At 69.5% G+C, this 20680-nt stretch carries 14 protein-coding genes; 9 read left to right on the plus strand and 5 right to left on the minus strand.

The genetic code is table 11. From position 1 onward, the window contains the following. Positions 1–36 precede the first annotated feature (36 nt). From DEW08_RS29775 to DEW08_RS29790, 4 genes are read left to right on the plus strand one after another with little or no spacing between them, the layout of a single operon-like run. Positions 37–1269 carry a glycosyltransferase family 4 protein gene (locus tag DEW08_RS29775; RefSeq protein ID WP_109334283.1) on the plus strand — a complete coding sequence of 411 codons (1233 nt, stop codon included), beginning with the start codon at positions 37–39 and terminating at the stop codon, positions 1267–1269. Then, complete coding sequence (locus DEW08_RS29780; protein WP_109334285.1) at positions 1266–2816, plus strand: class I SAM-dependent methyltransferase; 1551 nt, start codon at positions 1266–1268, stop codon at positions 2814–2816. The genes DEW08_RS29775 and DEW08_RS29780 overlap by 4 nt, the downstream gene beginning before the upstream one ends. 50 nt (positions 2817–2866) lie before the next feature. After that, the gene (gmhA, locus tag DEW08_RS29785) at positions 2867–3442 is read left to right on the plus strand and encodes a D-sedoheptulose 7-phosphate isomerase (protein WP_109334287.1); all 576 of its coding nucleotides are present in this window, start codon (positions 2867–2869) and stop codon (positions 3440–3442) included. A gap of 44 nt (positions 3443–3486) precedes the next feature. After that, on the plus strand, positions 3487–4686 hold the full coding sequence (locus DEW08_RS29790) for an HAD-IIIA family hydrolase (protein ID WP_109334289.1): 1200 nt from the start codon (positions 3487–3489) through the stop codon (positions 4684–4686). A gap of 214 nt (positions 4687–4900) precedes the next feature. On the opposite strand, the gene DEW08_RS29795 is transcribed toward DEW08_RS29790, so the two are convergent. Next, positions 4901–6181, minus strand: coding sequence for a hypothetical protein (locus DEW08_RS29795; RefSeq protein ID WP_109334291.1), 1281 nt, complete (start codon positions 6179–6181; stop codon positions 4901–4903). A gap of 230 nt (positions 6182–6411) precedes the next feature. Between DEW08_RS29795 and DEW08_RS29800 the strand changes: the two genes are divergently transcribed. From DEW08_RS29800 to DEW08_RS29820, 5 genes are all read left to right on the plus strand, one after another. After that, complete coding sequence (locus DEW08_RS29800) at positions 6412–7878, plus strand: UbiA family prenyltransferase (RefSeq protein WP_109334294.1); 1467 nt, start codon at positions 6412–6414, stop codon at positions 7876–7878. An 11-nt stretch (positions 7879–7889) separates the two neighbouring features. Further along, positions 7890–8285, plus strand: coding sequence for a GtrA family protein (locus DEW08_RS29805; RefSeq protein WP_109334296.1), 396 nt, complete (start codon positions 7890–7892; stop codon positions 8283–8285). Positions 8286–8329: 44 nt separating this feature from the next. Next, a complete protein-coding gene (locus tag DEW08_RS29810; protein ID WP_245987090.1) occupies positions 8330–9601 on the plus strand; it encodes an FAD-binding oxidoreductase in 1272 nt (423 codons plus the stop codon). Next, entirely contained in the window at positions 9598–10674 is a 1077-nt protein-coding gene (locus tag DEW08_RS29815) for an acyltransferase family protein (protein WP_109334300.1), read from the plus strand. The genes DEW08_RS29810 and DEW08_RS29815 overlap by 4 nt, the downstream gene beginning before the upstream one ends. Positions 10675–10807: 133 nt before the next feature. Next, complete coding sequence (locus DEW08_RS29820) at positions 10808–11542, plus strand: SDR family oxidoreductase (RefSeq protein ID WP_109334462.1); 735 nt, start codon at positions 10808–10810, stop codon at positions 11540–11542. Between the two features lie 14 nt (positions 11543–11556). On the opposite strand, the gene DEW08_RS29825 is transcribed toward DEW08_RS29820, so the two are convergent. The 4 genes from DEW08_RS29825 to DEW08_RS29840 all read right to left on the minus strand — a co-directional run bounded on the left by DEW08_RS29825 (position 11557) and on the right by DEW08_RS29840 (position 20679). Continuing rightward, on the minus strand, positions 11557–12576 hold the full coding sequence (locus DEW08_RS29825; RefSeq protein ID WP_109334302.1) for a GHMP family kinase ATP-binding protein: 1020 nt from the start codon (positions 12574–12576) through the stop codon (positions 11557–11559). A gap of 109 nt (positions 12577–12685) precedes the next feature. Continuing rightward, positions 12686–18124 (minus strand): Calx-beta domain-containing protein, encoded by a 5439-nt coding sequence (locus DEW08_RS33375; protein ID WP_109334304.1) that lies wholly within the window; start codon positions 18122–18124, stop codon positions 12686–12688. Between the two features lie 412 nt (positions 18125–18536). Beyond that, a complete protein-coding gene (locus DEW08_RS29835; protein WP_109334306.1) occupies positions 18537–19478 on the minus strand; it encodes an NAD-dependent epimerase/dehydratase family protein in 942 nt (313 codons plus the stop codon). 25 nt (positions 19479–19503) lie between these two features. Beyond that, a complete protein-coding gene (locus DEW08_RS29840) occupies positions 19504–20679 on the minus strand; it encodes a DegT/DnrJ/EryC1/StrS family aminotransferase (protein WP_109334308.1) in 1176 nt (391 codons plus the stop codon). Position 20680 lies beyond the last annotated feature (1 nt).

Below are 20680 nucleotides of genomic sequence, written 5' to 3' on the forward strand. Positions count from 1 at the left end.
TGTCCGGGGCGCTTCCTGCGGAATCGACGACACGCGATGAACTATCTCTTCGTTCACCAGAACTTTCCGGGGCAATATCAGCACATCGTCCAGCATCTGGCCGCGCAGCCGGGCAACCGGGTGGTGTTCATCTCGCAGGAAAATCCTGTCCAGATTCCCAACGTGGAACGGGTCGTCTACCAGCCCTTCCGCACGCCGCGACCGACCACCCACCATTACATCCAGGAACTGGAGCAGGCGGTCGTCTTCGGGCAAAGCGTCTTCGAGGCCTGTCGGAAGCTGAAGAACGATGGCTTCCGACCGGACATCATGATCGGGCACAACGGCTGGGGCGAGACCCTCTACATGAAGGACGTCTGGCCGGACGTGCCCCTGCTGGCCTATTTCGAGTTCTTCTACCACCTGCACGGCGCCGATATCGGCTTTGATCCGTCCCTGCCGGTAACGCCCAACGACGGGCCGCGGGTGCGCACCAAGAACGTCATCAACACGCTGGGCTTCGCGGCCGCCGACTGGGGGCAGGCGCCGACGCGATGGCAGTGGTCGCTCTATCCCGACTACATGCGCGCCCGCATCAGCGTCATCCATGAAGGTGTCGACACCGCCATCGTCCGGCCGGAGCCGGAGGCCTGGATCCGGTTGCCGAACGGCACGACCCTGACCCCGCGGGACGAGGTGATCACCTACGTCGCCCGCAATCTGGAGCCTTACCGCGGCTTCCACGTCTTCATGCGCGCCCTGCCCGGCATCCTGAAGCGCCGCCCCCGGGCGCAGGTGCTGATCGTCGGCGGTGACGAGGTCAGCTACGGCCAGCAGGCGCCGGACGGCCGGAGCTTCCGCGAGATCATGCTGGAGGAGGTCGGCCGGGGAATCGACCGGGAGCGGGTGCATTTCCTCGGCAAGGTGCCCTACGGAACCTTCCTCACCCTGCTGCGCGTCTCTTCGGCTCACATCTATCTGACCTATCCCTTCGTCCTGTCCTGGTCCTTCCTGGAGGCCATGGCCACCGGCTGCCTGGTGATCGGCTCCGCCACCGCCCCCGTGCAGGAGGTCATCCGCGACCGCGAGAACGGGCTTCTGGTTGATTTCTTCGACGGTGCGGCGCTCGCCGACCGGATCGACGAGGCCCTGAGCCATCCCGACCGCATGCAGGACATCCGCGAGCGGGCACGCCGGACGGTGGTGGAGAATTACGACCTGCACACCGTCACCCTGCCCCGTCACATGGCCCTGATGGACGATCTGGTTAACGGAAGGACCCCGCGATGACGGCCTGGAGCGACGGCTACAACTCGGATATCGCCTATACCCACGGCTTCTACCGCGAAATCTCGCCGGGCTACCTCAGCTACGTCTGCCTGCTGAACGGCATCCGGACGCCGCCGCTCGACCGGCCCTTCCGCTATTGCGAGCTGGGCTGCGGCCAGGGGGTGACCCTGAACATGCTGGCGGCATGCCATCCGCAAGGCCGGTTCGTCGGCATCGACTTCAATCCCCTTCACATTGCCGGCGCCCGGCGGCTGGCCGAGGAGGCGGGGCTCTCCAACGTCAGCTTCCGTGAGCAGAGCTTCCGGGACGCGGCGGCCGCGGCAGAACGGGCGGGGGAGGAGGACGGCTTCGACTTCATCACCCTGCACGGCGTCTACAGCTGGATCAGCCCGGACAACCGGCAGGCGCTTGTCGACATCCTGGCGCGGCTGCTGAAGCCGGGCGGCATCGTCTACGTCAGCTACAACGCCCAGCCAGGCTGGTCGCCGATGATGCCGCTGCAACGGCTGATGCTGGCCCATGCGGCGGCCAATCCGGGGCGCAGCGACCGCCAGTTCGATGCGGCGCTGGACTTCCTCGGCCGGCTGAACCAGGCCGGCGCCGGCTATTTCGCCGCCAACCCGGCGGCGGCCCAGCATCTTGCCACCATCGGCAACCAGGATCGCCGCTACCTGACCCATGAATATCTCAACACCCACTGGGAGCCGCTGGCCCACGCCCAGGTGGTGAAGGATCTGGAGCGGGCGAAGCTGTCCTATGGCTGCTCGGCGACGATCTCGCACAACATCGACGAGCTGGCGGTAAAGCCGGACCTGCGGGCCATCCTGGCGGAGATCGCCGACCCGGCCCTGGCGGAGACGGCCCGCGACTTCGCGATGAACCAGGTGTTCCGCCGCGACATCTTCGTCCGCGGTGCCGAGCGGATGGCCCGGCGCGAGACGGAGGAGGAGCTGCGCCGGCTGCGCTTCACCCTGCTGGTCCCGCGCGAGGCAGCCACCCTGTCCATCCCGATCCCGCTGGGGGAACTGCGCCACGATCCGTCGCTCGGCGCCATCCACGACGCGCTCGCCGCCGGTACGCCCAGCCTCGCCGAAATCGAGGCCCGGCCGGACCTCGCACGCCACGACTTCGGCACGATCTCGCGCTTCCTGTCCCTGCTGGTCTCGATCAACCATGCCGCCCCCCTGCTGCCCTCCCCGTCCGCCGAGAGCCGGGCGGCCGGTGCGCGGCTGAACCAGGCCATTGCCCGGCGCATGCTGATCGATGAGACGCTGTTCTATCTGACGGCGCCGGTGATCGGGACCGGCTTGCAGGCCGATACGCTGGAGCGGATCGTGCTGGCCGGGCTGCTGGCCGGCCAGCCGGTCGACAGCTGGGCACTCGCCGGCTTCGCGACGACGTGCCTGCAGGCGCTCGGCCGTTCCGTGCTGGACGAGAACGGCGCCCCGATCACCGAGCCGTCCCGGATGCGCGAGCGGCTCGTCGGCATCCTCTCCGCCATGCTGCCGATAAAAATGCCGGTGTGGCAGCGCGTCGGCATCATATAAGGATCGGTTTTCGCAAGCCCTCCTTCCATGAACCGCCCCTGGACTTCCGCATGAACATCCCCACCGCCGACCGCATCCGCGATGCCTTCCTGGAAACCTCCCGGAACTTCGCGGCCTTCGCCGAACAGACCGGCCCGGTGGCCGTCGCCGCCGGACTGATGATCGAAGGGTTGCGAGGCGGCGGAAAGGTGCTGTTCTGCGGCAACGGCGGCTCGGCGGCCGACAGCCAGCACCTCGCGGCTGAACTGACCGGGCGCTACCTGCACGACCGGCCGCCGCTGGCCGCCGTCGCATTGACGGTCGACAGCTCCGCCCTGACCGCCATCGCCAATGACTATTCCTATGACGAGGTCTTCGCCAGGCAGGTGCGCGCGCTGGGCCGCGCCGGCGACGTGCTGGTCGGCATCTCCACCAGCGGGAACAGCCGCAACGTGGTGGCGGCACTGGAGGCGGCCAGGGCGCTCGGCCTGCGCACGGTCGGTCTGACCGGAGCCGGCGGCGGCCGTATGGCGGAACTGTGCGACGTCTGCATCCGCGTTCCGTCGACCGACACGCCGCGCATCCAGGAAATGCACATCGCTGCAGGCCACATGCTGTGCGAGCTGGTGGAGACGGCCTTCCTGTGACGGCGGCCCCCTGCCCCTCCGGTTCGCCGCCCCCGAGGCAATGCGTGATCCTGGCCGGCGGGCTGGGCACCCGGCTCGGCGAGCGGACGCGCGACACGCCCAAACCGCTGGTGACGGTCGCCGGACGGCCCTTCCTCGATCATCTCGTCGGCAATCTCGCCCGGTTCGGCTTCGAGCGGGTGCTGCTGCTGGGCGGCTACCGCGGCGAGCGGATCGCCGGCTACTGCCACGACGCCAGCCGCTTCGGCCCCATCCTCTCCTGCCTGCTGGAACCGGAGCCGGCCGGTACCGGCGGCGCCCTTCTGCAGGCACGCGATGCGCTGGACGAGGAGTTCCTGCTGCTGAACGGCGACTCCTTCTTCGATCTGAACCTTCTCGACCTCGCCTTGCCGGGTGCCGACGAGACGGAGAACGGGGAGCGGCCCCTCGCCCGGGTGGCGCTGCGGCGGATCGCCGATGCCGGACGCTACGGCACGGTGGAACTGGCGGGCGGCCGCATCACCGCCTTCGCCGAACGTCCCGCCGGCGGCGGGGAGGCGGTCATCAACGGCGGCATCTACTGGATGCGCCGGGCGTTGCTGGAGCGGATCGCCAGTACCCCCTGCTCGCTGGAACGCGACGTGCTGCCGGGGCTGGCGGCGGACGGGCGGCTCGCCGGGCGTTGCTACGATGGAGCCTTCATCGACATCGGGATCCCCGAGGATCTGGGGCGGGCGCAGGAACTGCTGCCGCGCTGGACACGCCGGCCGGCCGCCTTCCTCGACCGCGATGGGGTGCTGAACGTCGATCACGGCTATGTCCACCACCGCGGCCATTTCGAATGGGTCGAGGGCGCCGTCGACGCGATCAAGCTGCTGAACGACCGCGGCTACTACGTCTTCCTGATCACCAACCAGTCCGGCGTCGCGCGCGGCTATTACGACGAGCAGGCGGTCCGCGCCCTGCACGGCTGGATGGGCGAGGCGATGCGGCGTCGGGGTGCCCATCTCGACGACATCCGCTACTGCCCCTACCATCCCGAGGGCACGGTCGAAGCCTACCGCCGCCCCTCCGACTGGCGAAAGCCGGCCCCCGGCATGATCCTCGACCTGATGCGGCATTGGCCGGTCGAGCCCGCCGGCAGCTTCGTCATCGGCGACACGGCCACCGACCTTCAGGCAGCGGAGGCCGCCGGCCTGCCCGGCCACCTCTTCCGCGGCGGCAGTCTGCTCCATCGGGTGCGGGAGGTTCTCGGTGGGCGCTGAAGGCTCCCCACGCGGCCGTTCCGTCAAACAACAAAGACCGCCCTCGCGGGCGGTCTTTGCCGGTGTGCCAGCCCCAGGCGGGATTAACGCTTCAGGCTAGAGTCTTAATATTATCGTTCTAGATACAGGCAAAGCAATTGCGCATTATAGCGTACGCCGTTTTATGCAGCGGAAGATCCCTCCATCGGACGTACAGGGCTTCCTGCGCGAGTCGTTAGCGTCCTGCCGCGGCGGGATGGTCGTGCGGGAGGGAGACATGCCAGCCGGAGGGCCAGATGCCGATGGTCGTTCTGGATGGATCGGCCCGCCAGTTCGCAACCTCGCTCCGCCAGTCCGGTCCGGAGAACATCCCGTTCTCCTTGGTGAAATAGGTGACGCCGTGGACCAGGAAGCCGGCCAGCAGGGCAAGGGCGAGCCCCCGGCGCCAGCGGGCGGCCAGCGGGGACATCAGGACCACCAGGACCGCCAGCCCCATGAGCGCATTCGGGGCATAGGCATAACGCCCGCCGACCAGAGGCAGGACGAGGAGCCAGGGGTCGGCTCCCAAGGCGCCGGCAAAGGATGGAACCGCGAGCGCCGCCGCCGCCGCCGTCAGCATGCGGGACACGGGGTGGCTGGCGACGACCACGGCGACCAGGCCGCCGACCCCGGCCAGCACGGCGGCGGTCCTGTAGTGCGCCATGTGGTCCTGGGCGGAGAGGAAGGCCGCGGCCATGGCGTTGGCTTGGGTCCCCAGCCACGGCAGGGCGATCAGCTTGATGCCGAAGGTGCAGATCAGGGCCTTGATCTGGAAGGAGCCGGCGCGCTGCCCCTCCAGCAGGCCGCGGGCGACCAGCCAGGCCTGGACCACGGCGCACAGCCCGATGATGGCGAGTTCCGCATAGGCGAGACGCGACGGCCGCCGCCAGGCCTTCCAGGCGAACAGGGGGGCCAGGAAGGCGCTGACCGGCCCGGTGGCGCCGGCGAGCGCCAGGAAGCCCAGGCGCAGGGGCGTCGGGATCGCGCCGGGCGAGGTCACCAGAAGGAGAGCGGCGCCCGTCGCGAAGTAGAACTGGCTGTTGATGGTGTTCAGCCAGACCTCCTCGCTCGGGACGGCGAACAGCACGACCGCCACGCCGAGCAGCCGGGCCATCGGCCGGGAAAAGGCGTCCGACACGGCGACGAACCACAGCACCGTCAACTGCACGGCCAGGGCGGCATAGACGGTGACCAGCGGCGCCAGTTCGAGCGGCACCGCCGTCGCCGCCAGGGCGGCGATCTTGTTGAAGGCCGAGAAATAGCCGACCCGCGGCGCCAGCAGGGCGTCGTACCAGCTCCCCAGCAGGGCGTCGCGGAAGTAGACCACGCCCTCCTCCGCCCAGAAGCGGCCGCCGGTCAGCACGGCGGGCGTCCTCAGGACCATCAGGATCGCGGCCGCCGCCAGCAGGAGCGGCGGCGCCGTCACATACCCTGCGGTGGCCGGTCGGGAGAGGGGCAGGCTCGTGCGGTCGGACATGGGGGACGCCGTTTTCATGGCCGCGCCGTGGCGGCGGAGTCGTTGCCGCACTGCGGCGGCGGCGGATCGGTCAGGCGTTAACATACCCGTCCGCCGGCTGCCAAGCCGGATTGCGCGGTTCCCGTGGCGGCCATTCCCCCGATCCTTGACAGGTCTGAGCCGTTCCATGTTAGTACCTGCTCCGGCTGCGGACCGCGGCCTCCCTTTTACTTCTACAATGTGCGGGCGCGATGGCTTTCAACGCCGCAGCAGATCACTCTGGCAAGGATACCCTTCCGCTAGTCGTGGACCTGGACGGGACCCTGCTGAAGACGGATCTGCTTTACGAGGCCCTGTTCCTGCTTCTTGGCGTAAAGCCTCTGGACGCCATCAGATCCGTTTTTTCACTTCGCGGCGGGAAGGCGGCCTTCAAGGCGAGCCTTGCCGACAGCGCGGTGCTGGATCTCCATTCGCTTCCGATGGACGAGGAGGTGCTGGCGCTGATCCGCAAGGCGCGGGCGGGCGGGCGGCCAGTCTATCTCGCCTCCGCCTCCGACCGCCGCTATGTCGAGGCGCTCGCCGCGCATGTCGGGCTGTTCGACGGGATCTTCGCGTCCGACGGGGCGGTCAATCTCGGCGGCAGCGCCAAGGCCAAGGTCCTGACCGAGGCCTTCGGCGCGGGCGGCTACGACTATATCGGGAACGACACGGTCGATCTGCCGGTGTGGTCCTCGGCCCGGACGGCCTATGTCGCCGATCCGCGCCCCGGCCTGCTGAAGGCCGCCCGGCAGGTGGCGCAGGACGTCCGGCCGCTGACCCCGCGCCCGCGCAACCTCGGCCACTATCTGCGCGCCGTGCGGGTGCATCAGTGGCTCAAGAACCTGCTGATCCTGGTGCCCGGCCTCGCGGCGCACGTCACCGATCCGGCCGCCTACGGCGTCGCGCTGCTGGCCCTGCTCAGCTTCAGCCTGTGCGCCTCCAGCGTCTATCTGCTGAACGACCTGCTGGACCTGCGCAACGACCGCGGCCACGCCACCAAGCGGAACCGCCCCTTCGCGGCGGGGACCCTGCCGCTGATCCACGGCTTCTGGCTGTTCCCGGCGCTGCTGGCGGCCTCGCTCCTGCTGGCGCTTCTGGTGTCGCCGCTCTTCCTCGCGGTGCTGGCCGCCTATTACACGCTGACGCTCGGCTACTCGCTGTGGATCAAGCGGCTGATGATGCTGGACGTGGTGGTGCTGGCCGGCCTCTACGGCATCCGGGTGGTCGCCGGGTCGGCCGCCTTCGCCGTTCCCCTGTCGGAATGGCTGATCGCCTTCTGCATCTTCCTCTTCCTCAGCCTTGCCCTGGTGAAGCGGGCGGCCGAGCTGGTCAGCCGCCAGAACGCCGGCCGCGGCGACCCCGCCGGCCGCGGCTACCGGCTGATCGACCTGCCGGTCCTGGAGATGCTGGCCTCCGCCAGCGGCTTCGTGGCGGTCCTGGTCCTGGCCCTCTACATCAACAGCCCGGACGTCGCCCGCCTCTACGCCCATGCGCAGATGCTGTGGGCCGGCTGCCTGATCCTGATGTACTGGGTGGGGCGCATCCTGGTCCTCACCCATCGCGGCGAGATGCACGACGATCCCGTGGTGTTCGCGGCCACCGACCGCAACAGCCTGGTCTGCTGCGGACTGCTCGTCCTCGTCGTGCTCGCCTCATCGATCCCGGGAGCGGCGCTTTGACACAGGCGGGCATGGCCATCGCCGTCCGCTACGCGGCCTTCGCCGCGGTCGCGACGGCCCTCAATCTCGGGGCCCAGGGGGTTCTGCTGGCTTTCTACGACGGTCCCTACCGGCTGTCCGCCGCCCTCGTCCTCGGGACCGGGGTCGGGCTGGTGGCGAAGTACATCCTGGACAAATACTGGATCTTCGCCGATCCCTCCGAGGGACTGGCCAACCACGCCCGTGCCTTCTCCCTCTATACCGTCATGGGCCTCGCCACCACCGCCGTGTTCTGGGGAACCGAACTGCTGTTCGACCGGCTGTTCGGCGGGCACTGGACGCTGGTCGGGGGAGCGATCGGGCTGGTGATCGGCTATACGGTCAAGTATCAGCTCGACCGCAGCTTCGTGTTCCGGAGGACTGTTTGATCCTGTCAGGGTGGGGTCGGTATCCCAAAATCGACTGTGTGGTGGTGACTCCGCGCTCTGCGCCGGAGGCCGCCGCCACGGTTCGGCAGGCGGACAGCCTGATCGCGCGCGGCAACGGACGGTCCTACGGCGATCCGGCGGTGAACCGCAGGGCGACGATGTCGATGCTGCAGCTCGACCGGATGCTGGCGTTCGATCCGCAGACCGGGCTGCTGACCTGCGAGGCGGGCGTCCTGCTGTCGGACATCCTGACCGTCTTCGTGCCGCGCGGCTGGTTCCCGGTGGTGACGCCCGGAACCCGCTTCGTCACGGTCGGCGGCGCCATCGGGTCGGACGTCCACGGCAAGAACCACCACAAGGACGGCTCGTTCGGCGACCATGTGCAGTCGCTCGACCTGCTGCTCGCCGACGGGCGGGTGGTCACCTGCGGCCCGGAGCGGGAGCCCGAGCTGTTCGCCGCGACCCGCGGCGGCATGGGGCTGACCGGCGTGATCCTGCGGGCGACCATCCGGCTGCGCCCGATCGAGACCGCCTGCATCCGGCAGGAGACGCTGCGCGCCCGCGATCTCGGCGAGATCATGGAGCTGTTCGAGCAGTCGGACGACTGGACCTACACCGTCGCCTGGATCGACTGCCTGGCGCGCGGGGCGCGGCTGGGGCGGTCCCTGCTCTATCGCGGCGAACATGCCCTGCGCGACGAGCTGCCCGCCGACCGGCGGGCGTCCCCGCTCGCCCGGCCGGCCCGCCGGACCCTGACGGTCCCGGTCGACGCGCCGGGCGGCGTGCTGAACCGCTGGACCGTCTCCGCCTTCAACGAGCTGTATTTCCGCAGCGGCCGTCCCGGCACCGCCATCGTCGACATCGACCCCTTCTTCTATCCGCTCGATTCCATCCTGGAATGGAACCGCATCTACGGCCGCGCCGGCTTCACCCAGTACCAGTGCGTCCTGCCCAAGGCGGTCAGCGAGCATGGGCTGCGCGCCCTGCTGAACGCCATCGCGGCGTCCGGGGCCGGCTCCTTCCTGGCGGTGCTGAAGCTGTTCGGGCAGCAGGACGGCCTCGTCTCCTTCCCCATGGAGGGCTACACGCTGGCCCTCGATTTCCCGGCCACGGTGCCGACGTTGGGGTTCCTGAACGAGCTGGACGCCATCGTCACCGATCACGGCGGCCGCCTCTACCTCGCCAAGGACGCCCGCATGGCGGCCGGGCTGCTGCGCCGGGGCTATCCCGGCCTGCCGGAGTTCCAGCGGATCCGGACCGCCTGGAATCCCGCGGGCACCTTCCAATCCCTCCAGTCGGAAAGGCTGGCGATATGAGCGAGGCAGAGCGCCCTGTGACGTTCAGGACGATCGAAGCCGCCCGAGGCTTGGCCGCCTTTTCCGTCGTGCTGGCACACATCCCGCTGGGCGGTATCCTGCCCGGCGCGCCCGGCGTAGAATTCTTCTTCGTGCTGAGCGGCTTCATCATGGGCCATCTGCATTTGGCCGACCTGTCGAACGGCCGGAAGATTCCGTCCTTCTTGTGGAAACGCTTCTGCCGCATCTATCCTCTCTATTGGCTGACGCTGCTGCCGTTGCTCTACATCTTCAGGTCTCTTCCAGACGCGACCTGGCTCAGGATTCTGGACTGGCTGACCCTGGCGCCGACAGGACAGAACAATATTCTTCTCCCTGCCGCCTGGACCTTGCGGCACGAGATGTTCTTCTACCTGATGCTGGCCGTAGGAATGATCCCGCGTGTGGGCAAGCTGATCCTGCTGGCGTGGATCGGCACCACCGTTCTTCTGCTTTTCGTCGTCACCCCTTACACCGCCTCTCTGCAAACGCAGCCGGTGTTCTTCTTCCTGCTCCACCCCTTCAACTGCGAGTTTGCCATCGGCTTTGTAGCCGGCGGGGCCGCAAAGTGGCTGCTACGCTGGCCGGCCGGGACTTGGCTTGCCATTCTGGCCGGTGCCGTCGGCGGTCTGATATGGCGGCTGTCGGTCGACGGGTGGGGCTACGAATATGGCCCGGCCTTCGCCCGGCTGATCTATGGCGGCTGCTTCGCCGCCATCATTCTGGGATTGGTCAAGATCGAGATGGCCGGACTCTGGCGTCCTGGACGCTGGACGCTGCTTGCCGGCGGAGTGTCCTATCCGCTCTACCTTTGCAATGGGCCGGTCGCGCTCTGTCTGCAGATTTATGTCTGGGACCATCATCCGGTAGAACCGGACATCCTGCGCATCACCTATCTGGTCGTTGTTTCAGTGGTCGCCACCCTGCTCTATCTCTGCTTCGACAAGCCAGTACGGCGGGCGTTGAGGCGATTGGGCGAAATGGTCGGCGAGAGGGTGACCAGGGCGCGGGCACAGCGTGCCGTTCCAGCCGATGCCATGCGTGTGCAGAGCTGACGGACCCAAGCCGGCTCAAGGGCGACGGGGGATCGCCCGGACCTGCCGCTTCCAAGGGGGAACCGTGCGGAAACCCTCCCCTTCCCCTCCGATCGGAAAGGCTGACGACATGAGCGAGCGAATGGTAGGTTATGTGAGCAGCACGGTTCTGATCCTGGGTGCCGCGTCCGACATCGGCCGCGCCATCGCCCGCCGCTATGCCGAGACCGGCCGCCCTCTGATCCTGGCCGCGCGCGACCCGGAGCGGCTGGAGCCCGATGCCGCCGACCTGCGCCTGCGCTACAAGGTGCCGGTGAGCCTGCACGCCTTCGATGTGCTGGACAGAGACGGCAATGCCGGCTTCCTCGACGGGCTGGGCGAGCTTCCGGGCACCGTGGTCTGCACGGTCGGCCTCCTCGGCCGCCAGGAGGAGGACCAGCACAGCCCCGCCGCGACCGAGCGGATCATCGCCACCAACTTCACCGGCCCCGCCCTGGTGCTGGGGCTGCTGGCCGACCGGATGGAGGCCGCCGGCGGCGGGACGATCGTCGCCGTCAGCTCCGTCGCCGGTGACCGCGGCCGGGCCAGCAACTACATCTACGGCTCCGCCAAGGCCGGGCTGACCGCCTTCCTGTCGGGCCTGCGCAACCGGCTGGCCGGCAAGGGCGTGCATGTGGTGACGGTGAAGCCGGGCTTCGTGCGCACCCGCATGACCGAAGGCATGCCCCTGCCGGGCCTGCTGACCGCCGATCCCGACGAGGTCGGACGCGCCGTGGTGCGGGCGGAGGCCCGCGGCAAGGACGTGATCTACGTGCGGCCGATCTGGCGGCTGGTGATGACCGTCATCCGCCTGCTGCCCGAGGCCCTGTTCAAGCGCACCCGGCTGTAGCGCGCGAGCCGGTATCAGTCCGCGTTGCTGGAGTCGTCCGGACGGTAGACGATGATCTTGCTGCCGGCATCCTCGAAGCGGAAGGGCACCGTCACGAGGCCGGAAAGGGCGCGGCGCACGTCCGGCTGGCGGTCGGGCGGGACGAACAGCAGGAGGAAGCCGCCGCCCCCCGCCCCCAGCAGCTTGCCGCCCAGCGCACCCGCCGACATCGCCGTGGCGTAGAGCTCGTCCACCGTCCGGTTCGACACCTTGCTCGACAGCTCGCGCTTCAGCATCCAGCTCTCGTGCAGCAGGCCGCCCAGCTCGGTCAGCGGCCGGCCGGGGGTGCACAGGATGCGCGAGGCCTCGTCGACCATGCTCCGCATCGTGTGGAGATGCGCCTCGCGCCGGTCGAGGTTGGCCAGCTTCTCCCTCTCGATCTCCACGGCATAGCGGGACAGGCCTGTGAAGTAGAGGACGAGATTGCCCTCCAGCTCCTCCCGCCGCTCGCGGCGCAGGACCAGCGGCGTCACCTCGATGCCGCCGTCCGGGCGGAAGTCGATGCGGTTCAGCCCGCCATGGGCGGCCCACACCTGATCCTGCGAGCCGACCGCCTCGCCGATCACCTCCTGCTCGATGCGGATCGCCTCCTGCGCCAGATCGCTCTTGCAGATCATCCGGCCGCGGTGGGCATGCAGGGCGTTCAGCAGCCCGACCGTGAAGGAGGAGCTGGATCCCAGGCCCGAGCGCGCCGGCAGGTCGCCGTCATGGTGGACCTCCAGCCCCACCTCCGTTCCCGCCCCCGCCCCCATCTCGCCCAGGACGGCGCGGACGGCGGGGTGGCGGATCTCCTCCACCTGCTTCACCAGCTCGATGCTGGAATAGACGATGCGGAAGCGGTGCTCGAAGAAGGGCGGCAGGGTGCGCAGGCTGATGTAGCAGTATTTGTCGATGGCCCCGCCGATCACCGCCCCGCCGTGCCGCCGGTACCATTGCGGGAAGTCGGTTCCGCCACCGAACAGCGAGACCCGGAAAGGCGTGCGGCTGATGATCATGCGGGCGGCATCTCCGAATACGGTCGCGCCTCACCCGACCGGTCCCTGCGGAGATACCGCCAATTGGTAAATTAATCCTTGAAGACTACTCCTGCGGAGTCCGGGCTGCTCAGCCGAACCAGCGGCCGACGTCTCCGGCCTGGCCGAGGATGGTGATGCTGGCTCCCGGACGCAGGTCGAGCACGGTGCTGCCGGCGACCGTCCGGGCGGAGGCGACGATCCCCTGCAGGCTGAGAGAGGGATCGTAGAGAGCCAGGCGATCGACTCCAGGCAGGAAGTCGACCACCACCGACCCGCCGGAGTTGCCGCCGAAGGCGAAGACGTCCGCCCCCTCGCCACCCCACGCGGTGTCGGCCCCCTGATCGAGGAACAGCAGGTCGTCGCCGGCTCCTCCGAACAGGGTATCGTCGCCAGACCCGCCGAAGATCGTGTCGCTGCCGGCCCCGCCATCGGCGATATCGTCGCCGAGCCCCAGGGACAGGATGTCGTCGCCGTCGCCCCCGAACAGGGTGTCGTTGCCGTCCTCGCCGAAGATCGTGTCGTTGCCGGTTCCGCCGTCGGCGATGTCGTCGCCGAGCCCCAGGGACAGGATGTCGTCGCCGTCGCCCCCGAACAGGGTGTCGTTGCCGTCCTCGCCGAAGATCGTGTCGTTGCCGGTTCCGCCGTCGGCGATGTCGTCGCCGAGCCCCAGGGACAGGATGTCGTCGCCGTCCTCCCCGAACAGGATGTCGGCCCCCTCTTCGCCGAACAAGGCGTCGCCGCCGCTGCCGCCGCCGATCACATCCCCGCCGGCTCCGCCGCCCACCGTGTCGTCGCCGGTTCCACCGTTGAGCAGGTCGCCGCCGGCCCCGCCCGACAGCAGGTCGGTGCCGCCGCCGCCGAAGACGGTGTCGTTCCCGGCGCCCATCCCGACCCTCTGGGCGGCATCGTCGCCGTAGAGCCGGTTGTCGCCCATCCCGCCGGTGACGATGGCCGGCCCCATGACGAAGGCGAAGTCGATCTCGTCCAACTGCAGCACCGTCCCGACCGGCAGCCCGCCGGCGTCGATCAGCAGCGCCTCGGCAGCGCCGGTGCCGCGGATCGCAACGGGGGCCGTCGCGCTGCCCTGCGGAACGGTCGGCACGATGGAGCGCACGGTCAGGCCGGCTTGGCCGGCCGGCGAGGCGAAGGCGGCGGCGATGGCCGCGGCCAGCCCGCTCCCGCCGCCGCTCGCGGCGACGCGTTCCTGCAGCAGCCCCGCCAGGGCCACGGCCGCCTGCGCCGGGGTCTGCGGCGCTTCCGGCCCGGTCGCCGTCAGGGACAGCCCCGCCGGCAGGGCGGCGGCCAGCAGCGGCGTCGTGCCATCCGACGCGGTCCCGCCGGTCAGGGCAAGCGGCACCGGAGCCGTGACGCCGGACGGGACCGTGGCTCTGAGCGTCTGCCGGCCGGCGGCGTCGGTCGTCATCTCGACCGCCGCCTGCGGGCCGTTGCCGTCCCCCACCGCCAGGAAGCGGGAGACCACGTCCGTCGCCGCGGAGGCGGTGCCGCTGGACGGATCGACCGCCACCAGCAGGAAGTCGTTGTAGCCGCCGGAGGTCAGCGGCACGGACAGGGCGAAGGCGGTTTCCCCCGCAGCCAGGGTGACGGACCCCGCCAGGGCCTCGCCGCTGTCCAGCCGGCCGTTGTTGTCGGCGTCGCGGTAGACCTCCACCCGCGACCCGGCGGCGGCGCTGCCGGTCAGGCGGACGGCCGTGGCGTCATAGGTGACAGCGCCCAGCGCCGGGGCGGGCATGCCGACGACGAGGCGCGCCGTCGACGGGGCGGAGTTCAGGCTGCCCACCGCCGCGTCCACCAGAACATAGGTGACGGTCGCGGTGCCGAGATGACCGGCGGCCGGCGTGAAGCGCAGGTCGGCGCCGCCGGCCGCCAGGGGCAGCACCGTCCCGGCGGGACCCAGCAGGATGGCGGACCCGTCGGCCGCGGCGAGCGTGCCGCCGCTCACCGCCAGGATGCGCATGCCGGCGGGCGGCACGCCGTCCGGATCGCTCAGCACGGCCGGCGCGATGCGCAGGTTGGCGGCGGCCGGCCGGCTGTCGCGGGTGACCGCGGCGGCCCCGCCGTCCGGGGCGGTCGCCGCCACGTCGCCGCCCGCCGCCGGCAGGGAGGCGACCGGCAGGGTCAGGGTGCCGCTGCGGTCCGGCAGGGCGGGATCGGCGAAGTCGGCCTCCAGCCGGACGGTCGCCGTCGCCGTACCGGCGGCAGGCGTCATCGTCAGGGTCGCCAGGGCCTGGTTGACCGCCCAGGCGGCCCCGCTCAGCGCCATCGCGCCGTTGCCGAGGTCGGTGGCCTGCACCCCGGCGACGGTGGACAGGGCCAGGACGGCGCCGGCCGGCGTCAGCCGCACCGTCACCTGCCCGTTGTCCGGGTTCTCCAGCCGCAGGCCGGACAGCGCGGTCGTCTGCCCGACGATCAGCGCGTCCAGTTGCGGCAAGGTCAGGGAGGTGCCGTTCAGCAGGGCGAAGCTGGCGCTCGCGGTGCCCGGAGCGGTGCGGGAGTCGCCGTCCTCCACCAGCGCCGTCAGGGTGGCGGTTCCCGCCGCGCCCGCGGTGAAGCCGAGGGTGGCGAGGGTGGCGTTGATCGCGGCGGCCGACCCGCCGATGGTCAGGCCGCCGGCCCCGTCGGCGACCACCGTGGCCCCGGCCGCCGCCGTGGCCGACAGGGCGCCGCCGGTGACGCCCAGCCGCAGGGTCAGGCTGTCCCCGTCGGCATCCGCCACGCTCAGTCCCGGCAGGGACGCCGTCGCGCCGGCCAGCATGTTGGGCAGCGCCGGCAGGGTCACGGTCGGGGCATTCAGCAGCGTCAGCGCGATGCTGCCGCCGGCGTCCGGCGTCGCGGGATCGCCGTCGGAGACGGTGACGCCGATCGAGGCGGCGGTCTGCCCGGCCGTCCCGGTGAAGCTCAGCGTCGCCAGCGAGGCGTTGACCTGCGCCACGCTGCCGCTCACCGTCGTGACGCCGGCCAGGGTGGCGACGGTGGCCGGTCCGCCCACGGCCAGGCTGCCGTTGGCCGGCGTCAGGGTCACGGTGACGGCCGCGCTGTCCCCGTCGGCGACGGACAGGCCGGGGATGGCGGTCGGGCTGCCGGCCAGCAGGGTCAGGGAGGCCGGCGCGCTCAGCCGCGGATCGACGGGGTCGTTGTTGCGGATGGTGCCGGCCGCGGTGGCGGTGGCGATGACGGCGCCGCCCGGGTTGGACAGGGTGACGGTGAAGCCTTCGTCGCTCTCCACGGCCGTGTCGCCGGCGACCTGGACGGTGATGGTCTTGCTGGTCTCTCCCGGCGCGAAGCTGATCGTGCCGGAGGGCAGAACGCCGCCGGTGAAGTCCGCGGCGTCGGCCGCCTGGAGCCCCGAGCCCGTCACCGCCCAGTCGACCGAGGCGCTGCCCGCCAGGCCCTGCGTACGGGTGACGGTGAAGGTGAAGGCGGTGGAGCCGCCGTCGCCCTCCCGCTTCACCGCGTCGGTGGCGGCGATCGAAAGGCTGCCGTCGTCGTCGAGGATGGTGCCGGTGGCGCTCGCGCCGTCCAGCACGGCGCCGGTCGGGTTGAACAGGGACACCTCGAAGGTCTCGTCGCCTTCCGCCGCGGTGTCGCCGGCAACCTGGATGGTGATGGTCTTCGACGTCTCGCCCGCCGCGAAGCTGATCATCCCGCTGGCGAAGCTGCCGCCGAAATCCGCCGCGTTGGCCGGGCGGGTCCCGATGCCGCCGACCGTGTAGGCGGCGGACGAGGAGCCGGTGAGGACGCCCGTGCGGGTGACGGTGAAGGTGAAGGCGGTCGTGCCGCCGTTGCCCTCGGCCTTGACCGCATCGGTGGCGGCGATCGACAGGCCGGTGTCGTCGTTGCGGATGGTGCCGGTGGCGCTCGCGGTGCCGATCGTCGCCCAGTCCGGGTTGGAGAGGGTGACGGCGAAGCCTTCGTCGCCTTCCGTCCCCCTGTCTCCGGCGGCCTGGACGGTGATGGTCTTCGAGGTCTCGCCGATGGCGAAGCGCAGCGTGCCGCCCGGCAGGCTGCCGCCGAAATCGTCCCCGTCCGCCGCCGCGGCGCCCGACCCCGTCACCGTCCAGTCGACCGTCGAGGCGCGGGTGATGTCGCCGACGCGGGTAACGGTGAAGGTGAAGGCGGTCGTGCCGCCGTCGCCCTCGGCCTTGTCGGCGTCGCCCGCCGCGATGGCCAAAGTCGGCGCGATGCCGAAGCGGTCGATCGCGAAGGCGCTCAGGAGGCCGATCTGCAGGAGTTCCACATTGCGCACGCTGTCGAGCCCGGTGGCGGCCCCGCCGACCCGCCAGGCCCCGGCGCCGGCCGCCATCACGGAGTCCGGCGTACTGTCCAGGACCAGCGTGTCGATGCCGTCGCCGCCGTCGATGTCGTCGTCACCGGCGCCGCCGGTCAGGACATCGTTGCCGGCGCCGCCCACCAGGACGTCGTTGCCGGCCCCGCCGACCAGCGAGTCGGCCTGCTCTCCCCCCATCAGGGTATCGTTGCCGGCGCCGCCGAACAGCGTGTCGGCCCCCGCCCCGCCAACCAGGGAATCGTTGCCCTTGCCGCCGATCAGCAGATTGTCGACCTGATTGCCGATGAGGGTGTCGTCGCCGTCGCCGCCGGTCGCGTTCTCGATCAGGGAACGGGGATCGCCCTGGTAGAGGTAGGCGTTGGCGAGGTTGTTGGCGGCGGAGATGCCGTTCGTGCCGTCGAGCACGGCGTACTGCCCGCCGAGATCGCTCCATCCCCCCGGAGAGAGGTCGATCTTCAGGTTCGTCGTGTAGTTGGCGAAGTTGTAGCTGTCGACGCCGCCGCCGTCCCAGATGGTCGTCAGGATGACCGGCGCGGCGGGGTCGAAGGTATAGGTCGTGTCGCCTGGATTCGTGCCCCAGTTGGCGCCGTAGAGATGCTGGATGGCGGCGATGTCGTTCAGCATCGGCCCCATGGGATAGCTGCCCGGCTCGATGGTGTAGTACCCGATGCCGCTGCCGAAATGGCTGCTGTAGCTCATGACCGAGACTTCCACCGAGTCCCGGTCGGGCTGGGCCGCGGGGAAGCCGTTGATGCTGTCGTGCGGGTGCTTCAGGCCGAGCGCGTGCCCGACCTCGTGCAGGAGGGTGAAGTAGGAGTAGGACCCCTCCGACAGGTCACCGGACTCGATGGAGTGGCCGAACTGGATATCGCCCGACTCCGGTGTGTCGCCGGGGAAGTCGACGACGCGGGCGGTATAATTGTCCGAGGACTTGTACCAGTAGATGCGGATATCCGCGCTTGCGGGATTCCCGGACTGGGTGAATCTCAGTCCGGAAACCGCGCTCCATCTGCCGAGGATGTCGAGGAATACCGCCTGCTCATCGCTCGTCAGGGTGGAAAAATAGCCAGGATTGAGCGAAATTGAGTAATCGGAGAGGGCGCCGACGGCCGTCGGGAAGCTGTAGGTGATGGATGTCGTGTTCCATTTCGTCCCATACAGCGTCGTGTCGATCGCATCGATACCGGTGAGCTGATTCTCGATGGAGACACCGCCAGCCATTTTTGCCTCGAATTTTATAGGGTGAATCGATCACGACGGTTCGCGCGACAGATCGGATCGGACGATCTGCTTTCTATTCCCGTTGTTATACGAGGAACTTTATATTCCCGTAAAAATCATCGGTACCGCGTTACATCGCAACATAAGATTATAATGCCGCCCCATCAACCGTCCCTGACGGCGGCAGGCGGCACCACCCGAAGGGCTGGCATTCGGCGTTGCGGCTTGTCAGCGGATCATTGCGCGGCAGGGGGGACGCAGCAGGGGGTGCGCCGCACAGGAGGCTTCGGATGGCACAAAGAAAAAGCGGCAAGCCCGAGGGGGCTTGCCGCCGTCGACCCGCCATCGCCGACTCGTCGTCAGCGGAACGCCGGCCGGATGGCCGCGCCGGAAAACCGGCCCCGGCCGGCCGTCACACGTTGCCGTGCACGCTGTTGCGCAGCATGCGGTAGCCCTTGATCAGCTCGCGGATGCCGTCGTCCAGCGAGTGGGCGGGGGCGTAGCCGGTGGCCTCGATCCGGGCGTTGGAGACGATGTAGTCGCGCTTGTCCGGATCCTCGCCGATCGGCGCCTCCAGGAAGACGAACTGCGGCAGGTGGGAGCGGATGCGCTCGCACAGCTCCCACTTCGACAGGTTGGCGTCGGACAGGCCGACATTGTAGGGCCGGTCGCGCATCGTCCCGAAGTTGGCCAGCCCGTGCAGGAAGGCCCGCGCCACGTCGCGGATGTGGATGTAGTTGCGCTTGAAGTGCGGCTCGAACAGCACGACCGCCCGGTCGAAGACGGCGCGGTGGACGAAGTCGTTGACCAGCAGGTCGACGCGCATGCGCGGCGCCATGCCGAAGACGGTGGCGAGCCGGAAGGAGATGGCGTTGCCGCGCTCCAGCACCGCGGCCTCAGCCTCCACCTTGGTACGGCCGTAGAGCGAGATGGGACGCAGCGGCGTGTCCTCGGTGCAGAACTTCCCCTGCTCGCCGATGCCGTAGCCGGAATTGGTGACCGGCATCAGGATGCGCTGCTCGCGCGACAGCAGCCGCACCAGCGACAGCACGGCGTCGCGGTTGGTGGAGACGGCCGCCAGCTTGTCCATGTCGCACAGCGGCGCGCCGACCAGGGCGGCCAGCGGAATCACCGCGTCGGCCTTGGCCAGCAGCGGGCGCAGCGTGTTCTCGTCGCGGGCGTCGCCGCGCACCACGTCGAACCGCGGGTCGGCGCAGACGTTCGACAGGGAGTTCTGCCGGAACATGAAGCTGTCCAGCACGGTGACGCGGTATCCCGCCTCCAGCAGCGCCGGCACCAGGATGGAGCCCAGATAGCCGGCCCCGCCGGTCACCAGGATGTGCGTCTCGGCCATTCTCGTCCTCTCCCTCTCGGTGGCGTCAGCGGCAGGTGGCGTCCAGCACCTCGCGCAGGCGGGTGATCTGCGCGCTCAGGTCATGCGGGTGGTTGCCGACGAAGAAGCCCAGGTCATGCGCCAGGAAGGCGTTCTCGATCGTCCCGACCGTGTCGTAGTCGTAGTATTTCAGCACGTCGTGCCGCAGGAAGCAGCCGCCGGTGATGATGCGGAAGCCGATGTCGGCCTGCTTCAGCGCGGCGAAGACCTTCTCGCGGTCGGGCTTCAGCGCCGGGTTGAGGATGATCGTGAAGCTGAAGCTGGAGGACTGCGCCCCCGGCAGCTCCTTCTGGATGATGAAGCGCTCGTCGCCGGCGAAGAGCCTCTGGAACAGCGCGTGGTTCCTGCGCCGCGCCGCGGTCATCGCCGGCAGCTTCTTGAGCTGCTCGCGCCCCACCGCCGCCTCCAGCTCCAGCGGGCGGACGTTGTAGCCGGGCAGGATGAAGCGGTAGGCCTCGAAATGGTCCGAGGAGCGGCGCTCGTAGAGCGGCGTGTCGGCCGGCAGGTCGCGGGTCCAGCCATGCGCCCGCAGCGAGCGGCAGAGATGCGCCAGCTCCAGGTCGTCGGTCAGGATCATCCCGCCTTCCATGGTCGAGATGTGGTGCGAGAAGAAGAAGCTGAAGGTGTTGATCTCGCCGAAGGTGCCGGTGCGGCGCCCGTTCAGCGTCGCGTCCATCGACTCGCAGTTGTCCTCGAACACGACTAGGCCGTGGGCGTCGGCGAAGGCGCGGATGACGTCCAGCGCCGCCGGGTTGCCGAGGATCGACACCGGCAGGATGGCGCGGGTGCGCGGGGTCAGCGCCTCCTCCAGCCGGGAGACGTCCATGTTCAGGCTGTCCAGCTCGACGTCCACGAAACGCAGCTTCAGCCCGTACTGCTGCAGCGGATGGTAGGTGGTGGCCCAGGAGATGGCCGGGACGATCACTTCGTCCCCGCGCTGCAGCGGCCGGTCCTTGCGGTGGGCGAGCGCCGCCACCCCGACCAGATTGGCCGAGGAGCCGGAATTCACCATGATCCCGTGCTTCACGCCGAAATAGGCGGCGAACTCCCGCTCGAAGGCGGCGACCTCCGCCCCCATGGTGAAGTCGCCCGACGCGATGACGCGCTGCATCGCGGCGACCTCCTCCGGTCCCCAGGAGGATGCGGCCAGCTCATAGAACATC

It is taken from the genome of Azospirillum thermophilum, assembly GCF_003130795.1.
Taxonomy (GTDB): Bacteria; Pseudomonadota; Alphaproteobacteria; order Azospirillales; family Azospirillaceae; genus Azospirillum; species Azospirillum thermophilum.

Coding starts and splice junctions, on each gene's coding strand:
- DEW08_RS29775 (WP_109334283.1), top strand. CDS start 37: ATGAACTATCTCTTCGTTCACCAGAACTTTCCGGGGCAATATCAGCAC.
- DEW08_RS29780 (WP_109334285.1), top strand. CDS start 1,266: ATGACGGCCTGGAGCGACGGCTACAACTCGGATATCGCCTATACCCAC.
- gmhA (WP_109334287.1), top strand. CDS start 2,867: ATGAACATCCCCACCGCCGACCGCATCCGCGATGCCTTCCTGGAAACC.
- DEW08_RS29795 (WP_109334291.1), bottom strand. CDS start 6,181: ATGTCCGACCGCACGAGCCTGCCCCTCTCCCGACCGGCCACCGCAGGG.
- DEW08_RS29800 (WP_109334294.1), top strand. CDS start 6,412: ATGGCTTTCAACGCCGCAGCAGATCACTCTGGCAAGGATACCCTTCCG.
- DEW08_RS29805 (WP_109334296.1), top strand. CDS start 7,890: ATGGCCATCGCCGTCCGCTACGCGGCCTTCGCCGCGGTCGCGACGGCC.
- DEW08_RS29815 (WP_109334300.1), top strand. CDS start 9,598: ATGAGCGAGGCAGAGCGCCCTGTGACGTTCAGGACGATCGAAGCCGCC.
- DEW08_RS29825 (WP_109334302.1), bottom strand. CDS start 12,576: ATGATCATCAGCCGCACGCCTTTCCGGGTCTCGCTGTTCGGTGGCGGA.
- DEW08_RS33375 (WP_109334304.1), bottom strand. CDS start 18,124: ATGGCTGGCGGTGTCTCCATCGAGAATCAGCTCACCGGTATCGATGCG.
- DEW08_RS29835 (WP_109334306.1), bottom strand. CDS start 19,478: ATGGCCGAGACGCACATCCTGGTGACCGGCGGGGCCGGCTATCTGGGC.
- DEW08_RS29840 (WP_109334308.1), bottom strand. CDS start 20,679: ATGTTCTATGAGCTGGCCGCATCCTCCTGGGGACCGGAGGAGGTCGCC.